The sequence below is a fragment of the Clostridium sp. 29_15 genome (assembly GCF_001916075.1).
Classification (GTDB): Bacteria; Bacillota; Clostridia; order Clostridiales; family Clostridiaceae; genus Clostridium; species Clostridium lentum.
Genome location: NZ_MNRT01000039.1, coordinates 62,063 through 71,296, shown reverse-complemented (window position 1 = coordinate 71,296; position 9,234 = coordinate 62,063). Strand labels below are relative to the sequence as shown.

Annotated in this window: 6 protein-coding genes and 2 pseudogenes; all 8 read right to left on the bottom strand. The window is 31.9% G+C overall.

The window, feature by feature from the left end:
* The coding region (gene purH, locus BHW04_RS09650; RefSeq protein ID WP_302699452.1) for a bifunctional phosphoribosylaminoimidazolecarboxamide formyltransferase/IMP cyclohydrolase at positions 1 to 1,016 on the bottom strand (1,016 nt) is incomplete at its 3' end.
* A gap of 12 nt (positions 1,017 to 1,028) precedes the next feature.
* On the bottom strand, positions 1,029 to 1,631 hold the full coding sequence (gene purN, locus BHW04_RS09645; RefSeq protein WP_022211123.1) for a phosphoribosylglycinamide formyltransferase: 603 nt from the start codon (positions 1,629 to 1,631) through the stop codon (positions 1,029 to 1,031).
* Positions 1,619 to 2,620: a phosphoribosylformylglycinamidine cyclo-ligase gene (gene purM / locus BHW04_RS09640; RefSeq protein ID WP_302631203.1), complete on the bottom strand. Its 1,002-nt coding sequence runs from the start codon at positions 2,618 to 2,620 to the stop codon at positions 1,619 to 1,621. Before purM ends, purN begins: the two co-directional genes overlap by 13 nt.
* An 18-nt stretch (positions 2,621 to 2,638) precedes the next feature.
* Positions 2,639 to 3,808 (bottom strand): annotated as a pseudogene (gene purF, locus BHW04_RS09635) (amidophosphoribosyltransferase); the annotation flags it as partial.
* Positions 3,809 to 3,870: 62 nt separating this feature from the next.
* Positions 3,871 to 4,014: pseudogene (locus BHW04_RS12300) on the bottom strand (amidophosphoribosyltransferase); the annotation flags it as partial.
* Between the two features lie 88 nt (positions 4,015 to 4,102).
* Positions 4,103 to 4,807: a phosphoribosylaminoimidazolesuccinocarboxamide synthase gene (purC, locus tag BHW04_RS09630; RefSeq protein WP_302631205.1), complete on the bottom strand. Its 705-nt coding sequence runs from the start codon at positions 4,805 to 4,807 to the stop codon at positions 4,103 to 4,105.
* The gene (gene purE / locus BHW04_RS09625) at positions 4,807 to 5,286 is read right to left on the bottom strand and encodes a 5-(carboxyamino)imidazole ribonucleotide mutase (protein WP_022211119.1); all 480 of its coding nucleotides are present in this window, start codon (positions 5,284 to 5,286) and stop codon (positions 4,807 to 4,809) included. Before purE ends, purC begins: the two co-directional genes overlap by 1 nt.
* A gap of 11 nt (positions 5,287 to 5,297) precedes the next feature.
* The gene (locus BHW04_RS09620) at positions 5,298 to 9,059 is read right to left on the bottom strand and encodes a phosphoribosylformylglycinamidine synthase (protein WP_302631206.1); all 3,762 of its coding nucleotides are present in this window, start codon (positions 9,057 to 9,059) and stop codon (positions 5,298 to 5,300) included.
* Positions 9,060 to 9,234 lie beyond the last annotated feature (175 nt).

Below are 9,234 nucleotides of genomic sequence, written 5' to 3'. Positions count from 1 at the left end.
GCTCTTAATACTTCTAAAGCCTCTTCATCATACCCTGGAGCAGCAATAACTTCTAAGAATATCTTAGACATCTCTTCTGCAGTTGCCTTATCAATAGTTCTATTAATTGCTACAATTCCTCCAAAGATTGAATCTGGATCTACATCATGAGCTTTTTTATAAACTTCTAAAACAGACTCTCCAATAGCTACACCACAAGGAGTATTATGTTTTAATGCACAACAAGCTATTTCTTCAAATTCATTAGCTACTTTCCAAGCAATATCTAAATCTTTAATATTGTTATAAGATAACTCTTTACCATTTAAAACTTCAAAGTCTTCCATAGCTCCATCAAATTCAGTTGATGTGTAATATGCTGCGTTTTGATGTGGATTTTCTCCATATCTTAAAGATTGTTTCTTCTTATATGATACTGAAAGGTATTCTGGATATTCTTCATCTCCTAATAGGAAGTTAGAAATAGCTGCATCATATGCACTCATAAGGTTAAATACTTTTCCTGCTAATTTCTTTCTTAAAGCATAACTTACATCACCAGTTTCCTTTATTTCATTCATAACAGCTTCATAGTCAGCTACATCTGAAATAACTACAACGTCTTGAAAGTTTTTAGCTGCTGCTCTTAGCATTGTTGGTCCACCAATATCAATGAATTCAACTTTTTCTTCAAAAGATAAGTTCTCTCTAACCTTTTCAAAGAATGGATATAAATTAACTATTACCATATCAATAGTATCTATATTTCTTTCCTTGATAGTTTCCATATGCTCTTCATTATCTCTTATTGCAAGAATACCAGCATGAATAATAGGATGTAATGTTTTAACTCTTCCATCTAACATTTCTGGGAAATTTGTTACTTCATTAACTTCAGTAACCTTTAACCCATTATCCTTTAAGTGCTTGTAAGTTCCTCCTGTTGAAATTATTTCAACACCATTTTCTGATAAGAATTTAGAAAAATCTAATATACCTTCCTTATTGAACACACTAATTAACGCTCTCTTAATCATATAAAAAGCCTCCTATTTATCTATCTTTACTATTCCGTCTATTATTTGAATTTTCTTATCACCAATAAGCTCTATTGCCTTTGGTAACAATTTATGCTCTTGTACTAATACTCTTTTTTGTATATCTTCTGCAGTATCTTCAAAATACACCGGTACTGTTTCTTGTAAGATGATTGCTCCACCATCTACTTCTTCATTAACAAAATGCACTGTACATCCTGTGTATCTTACCCCTGATTTCTTTACTGCATTATGAACATGCATTCCATACATCTTATCACCGCAAAAGCTTGGAATTAATGATGGATGGATGTTGATTATTCTATTTTTAAATTCTCTCAGTATTTCCCCATCCAAAATTGAAAGATATCCTGCTAAAACTATTAAGTCTACTTTACCTTTAGTCAGCTCTAGTATTTTATTTGAAACTTCACTGCCATATTCTTTTTTAGATACAACAAAAGTTTCAACACCTGCATTTTTTGCTCTTTCCAAGCCATAAATACCTTCCTTACTGCCAATAACCATTTCCACTTGATAGTTTTTGTTTTCATAATCTAAAATTGACTGGAGGTTAGAACCTCCACCAGATACAAGTACTGCTATTTTAAGCAAACTCCTTCACCTCCAGCTGTAACAACGCCAATTTCGTATGCCTTTTCGCCCATAGCTTCTAATTCATTTAAAATAACTTGTACATCAGCTTCATTTACACATAAAACAAATCCTATACCCATGTTAAATGTATTATACATATGATCTCTAGCAACGCCTCTGCTAATCATATCTTCAAAGATTGCTGGCAATGGATAGCTGTCTTTTCTTATTTCAGCTGTAAGCTCTGCTCCATTAAACATTCTTGGAACATTTTCTATAAATCCACCACCTGTTATATGGCTCATCCCTTTAATATTAAACTTTTCAATTAAGCTTAATACTGGCTTTACATATAATTTAGTTGGTGTAATAAGCGTCTTCCATACCTCTTCACCATTAAACTCTTCATTTAAATCAGTATATAGTTTTCTTACTAAAGAAAATCCATTAGAATGTACACCTGATGAAGCTATACCTATAAGCTTGTCACCTGGCTTAATGTCTTTTCCATTGATGATTTTATCCTTATCTACAATACCTACAGCAAAACCTGCAATATCATATTCTCCTTCTTTATAGAACCCTGGCATTTCAGCAGTTTCTCCACCAATTAGAGCACAACCTGACTCTACACATCCATCTGATACTCCTTTGACTAAATCAGCAGCCACTTCTGCTTCTAGTTTTCCGCAAGCTATATAATCTAAGAAAAATAGTGGTTTTGCACCATGACATAAGATATCATTAACACACATAGCCACACAGTCAATACCTACAGTGTCATATTTCTTTGTTTTGAAAGCTAATTCTAACTTGGTACCAACTCCATCTGTACCTGACACTAAAACTGGTTTTTTATATCCTTCTGGTAATTCCACCATTCCAGCAAAACTTCCAAGACCATTTAACACATATTCACTCATTGTTCTACTGGCATATTCTTTTATTAGCTTTACTGATCTATAACCTTCTTCTATATTAACTCCAGCTTCTTTATATGTTATCATTATTAAATCCTACCTTTCTTATGCATCTTTTTCTTCTATAGGAGTTGCCACAGGATATACTCCATTGAAACATCCTACACAATAACCTTGATCTTCCTTAAAACAATTATACATACCCTTCATTGATAAGTATCCAATAGAATCACAACCAATTGCTTCTCTGATTTCTTCTAATGAATGATTTGCTCCTATAAGCTCTTTTCTGTATGGAGTATCTATTCCAAAGTAACATGGATATTTAACCACAGGCGATGCCACTAAGAAATGTACTTCTTTTGCTCCTACTCTTCTTAAAGATTCAACTAAATGCTTAGAGGTTGTTCCTCGTACAATTGAATCATCTATTAAAATTACTCTTCTATTTTTTACATTAGCTTTTAATGGATTTAATTTTACTGCTACAGCTCTTTCTCTTATTTCTTGAGAAGGAGTAATAAAAGTTCTACCTACATATCTATTTTTTACAAAACCTGTATCATATGGTATTCCTGAAGCTTTAGAATATCCTATAGCTGCTGGTATTCCTGAATCTGGTACTGCTACTACCACATCTGCTTCAATGTTATGTTCTTTAAACAATTGCTCCCCAGCTCTTATTCTTGATTCATGTACATCAAGTCCATCAATTATCGAATCTGGTCTAGCAAAGTATATATATTCAAATGCACAAGTTTGACATTGCGTATTTTCTGAATATCTGTATGAATTAATACCTTTTTCATCTATGACAATTATCTCACCTGGTTCTATATCTCTAACTAGTTCTGCACCAACAGCATCAAGGGCACAACTTTCTGATGATAAGATATATCCTTCATCAATCTTTCCTAAACATAAAGGTCTTATTCCGTGTGGATCTCTAACACCTATAAGCTTATTTTCTGTTAAGATAACCATGGCAAAAGAACCTCTTACTGCCTGAATAGCATCTAAAATTGCTTTTTCAACACCTTTCTTAGCTCCTCTAGCTATAAGGTTTGCTATAACTTCTGAATCTATTGATGTATGGAACACATGTCCAGCCTCTTCCAATAACTCTCTTATAACATCTGCATTAACAAGCGTTCCATTATGAGCCATTGCAATAGATCCTAATTTGCTTTCACTTAAAAGTGGCTGCGCATTTTCTATCCTTGTATCACCAGATGTGGAATATCTAACATGCCCAATAGCTATATTCCCTTTTAATATTGCAATACTTTAGCTTGATAAAGATAGATTTAGAAGAGACTTAGGAAATGTTAAAGATGCCTATGTTGAAGTGCATATAATCCATAATAAGTCATTGAAGCAACATCCATTTCCTTATTTGAATAAACACCAAATACACCGCATTCATCCTTAAACTTATCATTACTTGGATCCATTATAATATTGTCTACCTTAAGACTCATTCTTAATACCCCCGAAACTTAATGTAAAATGTAGAATTAAAAATTAAGGAGAAAATTTCATCCTCAATTTTTAATTTTTCATTATAAATTATTTTTGAAGTCTGCTTAATATTTCAACATAGGCATCTTTAACATTTCCTAAGTCTCTTCTAAATCTATCTTTATCAAGCTTTTCTCCAGTTGTCGCATCCCAAAATCTGCAAGTATCTGGTGAAATTTCATCTGCCAAAACTATTTCACCATTATATCTTCCAAATTCTAATTTAAAGTCTATAAGATTAATGTTAGCTTTTAAAAATAATCCCTTTAAAATATCATTAACTTTTGCTGTTAATTCATATATCTTATTTAACTCTTCAAAAGTAGTTGCTCCTATGGCTACTGCATGATAGTCATTTATTAATGGATCTCCTAGAGAATCATCTTTATATGATAATTCAAATACTGTAGTCTTAAGCTCTGTTCCTTCTTCTAATCCTAATCTCTTAGCCATTGAACCAGCTGCTACATTTCTAACTATTACTTCTAGAGGTACTATTTCTACCCTTTTACATAATTGTTCTCTATCATTTAACTTTTCAATAAAGTGAGTTGGTACTCCATTTTGTGCTAAAATTTCAAATAATGTAGCTGTTATAGCATTATTCATTACACCTTTATCTTCTATTTGACCTTTCTTTTCTCCATTGAAAGCAGTTGCATCATCTTTGTAATATACAATTACTTCATCAGCCTTATCTGTAGCATATATTTTCTTTGCTTTACCTTCGTACATCATTTCTAATTTTTCCATTATAGATCCACTCCTTCACCATTTTCAGCGATAAATTTTTCTTTCATATCTTTTCTATATTTAATTAATTTAGCTTTAAGCTCTTTATCACCAATTGATAACATTTGTACAGCCAACATTCCTGCATTGTAAGCATTATTGATACCTACAGTTGCCACTGGAATTGATTTTGGCATTTGCACTATTGAAAATAATGCATCAAGACCTTCTATTGCTCCTTTACAAGGAACTCCTATGACAGGAATTACTGTTTGTGAAGCAATTACACCTGGAAGGTGTGCTGCAAGGCCTGCACCAGCAATTATTACTTCACAACCTTCAGCTTCTATATCTCTTAAAGTTTCTTCTAACTTTTCAGGAACTCTATGAGCTGATAAAACATATGCTTTATATGAAATACCAAATTCCTTTAAACAGTTAGCAGCTCCCTTCATTATTTCCGTATCAGATTTTGATCCAAAAAATATTGCAACTCTCATAAAAAACGCTCCTATCTAAAGTATTTAACTCCTGATTCAAAGATTTTTTGATGGAAGTTTCCAGGAACATTTACATATAGGTCTTCTCCAATTCTTTCAGAGTGTCCCATCTTACCTAAAACTCTTCCATCAGGACTTGTTATTCCTTCTATACCTAAAACTGAACCATTTGGATTAAATGGCATGTCCAGTGATACATTTCCTTCTAAATCTACATATTGAGTAGCTATTTGATCATTAGTAATTAATTGTCTTAATAGCTCTTCATTTGCAATAAATCTACCTTCCCCATGAGATATTGCCACATTATGAATATCTCCTACATTTACTTCATTAAACCAAGGTGATTTATTTGATGTAATCTTAGTTCTTATTATTGAGCTCATATGTCTATTGATATTATTGTAAGTTAATGTTGCCATATTCTCTTCTATATCAACTATTTCACCATATGGTACTAAACCTAATTTAATTAATGCTTGGAATCCGTTACAGATACCTAATACTAATCCATCTCTATTTTTTAGTAAATCATTTACTGCATCTTTAATTCTTTTATTTCTAAAGATTGTAGCAATAAACTTTCCTGATCCATCTGGTTCATCTCCTGCTGAGAATCCTCCTGGAATCATTATTATTTGACTTTCTCTTATTTGTTTTTCCAGTGCTTCAATTGATTCAAGTAATGCACTCTTAGAGTAATTCTTAAACACTAATTCTGTAGTTTCAGCTCCTGCCTTAGTAAATGCTCTGTTACAATCATATTCACAGTTTGTTCCTGGGAATACTGGGATAATTACTCTTGGTTTAGCAGTCTTGATGCTTGGACTACTTGGTAATATTATTTTCTTTTCTTCAACCTTAATTTCTGGAACTGATTCTTGTGACTTTTCAGTTTTAATTTTAAACACTGTAGATAATTTCTTTTCATATACATTTATTAAATCATCTATATTGAAAGTGAAATCATATTCTTCTGATATAATTACAGGCTTTTCTATAGTTTCACCAATTACTTTATAGCTACATCCCTGAAAAGCTTTATTTAAGTCTTCATCAGTTGCTACCTCTACTATTACACTTCCATAATTTAAGCCAAATAACTCTTCCTTGCTTAAACCATTGAATTTAATACCAATCTTATTACCAAATGATATTTTAGAAAGTGTTTCTGCTATTCCACCAAATCTAACTGTTGAAGCTGATAACACTTTTTTATTAGAAGTTAATTTATATAATGCTTCTAAGTTGTTTTTAAATGTTTCAACATTTAATGTATAATCATCATTTTTCTCAGCCATTAGTAATACTAATTTACTTCCAACTTTCTTAAGTTCATTAGAAACTATCTTACTTGCCTTTTCCACAGCTACTGCAAAAGATACAAGTGTTGGTGGTACATCTAATTGACCAAAGCTTCCTGACATTGAATCTTTTCCACCTATAGCTGGAAGTCCTAAATCACTTTGAGCTTGATATGCACCTAGTAATGCAGCAAATGGTTTACCCCATCTTGATGGATTATTACCTAATCTCTCAAAGTATTCTTGGAATGTTAATCTTATTTTTCTATAATCTCCACCCATAGCAGCTATTTTTGTTACAGATTCTATTACTGCATAATAAGCCATATGATATGGACTCCACATACCAAGTTCAGGATTAAATCCATAACTCATTAGTGTAGCATCTTTACTTTCACCATTTAAAACTGGTATTTTTGCTGCCATACCTTCTGCTGGAGTTAATGCATACTTTCCACCAAAAGGCATCATTACTGTTCCTGATCCAATGGTAGAGTCAAATCTTTCAACTAACCCCTTTTGTGAAGCCACGTTAAGTTCTGTAAGAGTTTTCATCCATCTTTCCTTAACATTAACTTCTTCACCTATAGCTAATGTATATTCTTTTGGTAGTTCTACTTTTACATCAGTAGTTTGTCTAGCTCCATTTGTATCTAAGAATTCTCTTTTTAAATCTACTATCTTTTCACCTCTCCAGAACATTCTTAGACGTTCAGTATCTGTTACTTCTGCCACAACAATAGCTTCTAAGTTTTCTTCTGCTGAAAGACTGATAAATTCTTTAGCATCTTCCTTATTTACTACTACTGCCATTCTTTCTTGGGATTCAGATATTGCTATCTCAGTTCCATCTAAACCTTCATACTTCTTAGGAACCATATCTAAGTTTATATCTAATCCTCTTGTTAATTCACCTATTGCAACTGAAACTCCACCAGCACCAAAGTCATTACATCTCTTGATCATCTTAGCTACTTTTTCATTTCTAAATAATCTTTGAATTTTTCTTTCTGTTGGTGGATTACCTTTTTGAACTTCTGCTCCACATGTATTTATTGACTCTTCAGTATGTTCTTTTGATGAACCTGTTGCTCCACCTATACCATCTCTTCCTGTTCTTCCTCCTAAAAGGATTACTAAATCTGAAGCTTTTGGTTCTTCTCTTACAACATTTTCTTTTGGTGCTGCTGCTATAACAGCTCCTACTTCCATTCTTTTAGCTACATAATTTGGATGATATATTTCTGATACTTGTCCTGTTGCAAGTCCAATTTGATTACCATATGAGCTATATCCATGAGCTGCCCCTAAAACGATAGTTCTTTGTGGAAGCTTTCCATTTAAAGTTTCATCAATTTCTACTGTTGGATCAGCTGCTCCTGTTACTCTCATAGCTTGATATACATATGTTCTACCTGATAATGGATCTCTAATAGCTCCTCCAAGACAAGTTGCTGCACCACCAAAAGGTTCAATTTCTGTTGGATGATTGTGAGTTTCATTTTTAAACATTACAAGGTACTCTTCATTACCATTATCAGTTTCTATGTTTGCATTTATAGAACAAGCATTTATTTCTTCTGAAACATCTAAATCTTCTAATAAACCTTTTTTACGCATTTCCTTCATAACAATTACTGCTATATCCATAAGATTTTCATCTCTAGTAGTTTCCTTGCCATAAACAAAATCTCTTGACTTTAAATATGCATTATAAGATTTAATAAGAGGATTATTTAGCTTTCCTTCTTCTATTTCTACATTTTCTATAGCTGTTGAAAATGTTGTATGTCTACAATGGTCTGACCAATAAGTATCAATTACTTTTATTTCAGTGATACTTGGATTTCTCTCCTCATTCTTGAAATAATCTCTTATCATAAGAAGGTCATTAACACTCATAGCTAATCCTAATTCTTTATGGTAAAAAGCAATTTCTTCGTCATTTTTTTGTATGAATCCATTTACTATTTCCACATCTTTTGGATCTTCAAGCTCACTTAAAAGCTCTTTACTATATATATCTACTTCTCTTGAATCAACTGGGTTAATATAGTAATGCTTAATTTTTTGAACTTCTTCTTCACTTAAATTTCCCTTTAAAATAATTACTTTAGCAGTTTTCACTTCTATTCTCTTTCCTGCAGTCAATAATGCATAACATTCTGATGCTGAATCAGCTCTTTGATCGTATTGACCTGGTAAATATTCAACAGCAAAAGCTATTTCTTCATTGTCCATAGGTATCTTCTCTTCATAAAGATTATCTACAGTTTTCTCTGAAAAAACTGAATATAATGATTTTTTATACTCTTCTTCATTGACCTTTCCTAAAATATATTTATTTACTACTCTTACATTTTCTAAACTTTCTACTCTAAGATTTGTCTTAAAATCTTCTAAAAGGCTCTTACCTTCAACATTAAATCTATTTTTCTTTTCAACAAATATACTTTTACACCCTATCATTTCATGCCTCCATTCAGTTTTGAGGATACGAATATTAATTTATTTTATGTAATTATTTTTCGTTTATATTATTATACTAACAATGAATTTTTACTTTGTCAATGTATTTTTCTCTTTTTATACCAATTAAGGAATTTAATTTATACATTTTACGAATATTATTGGCAGTTTCATA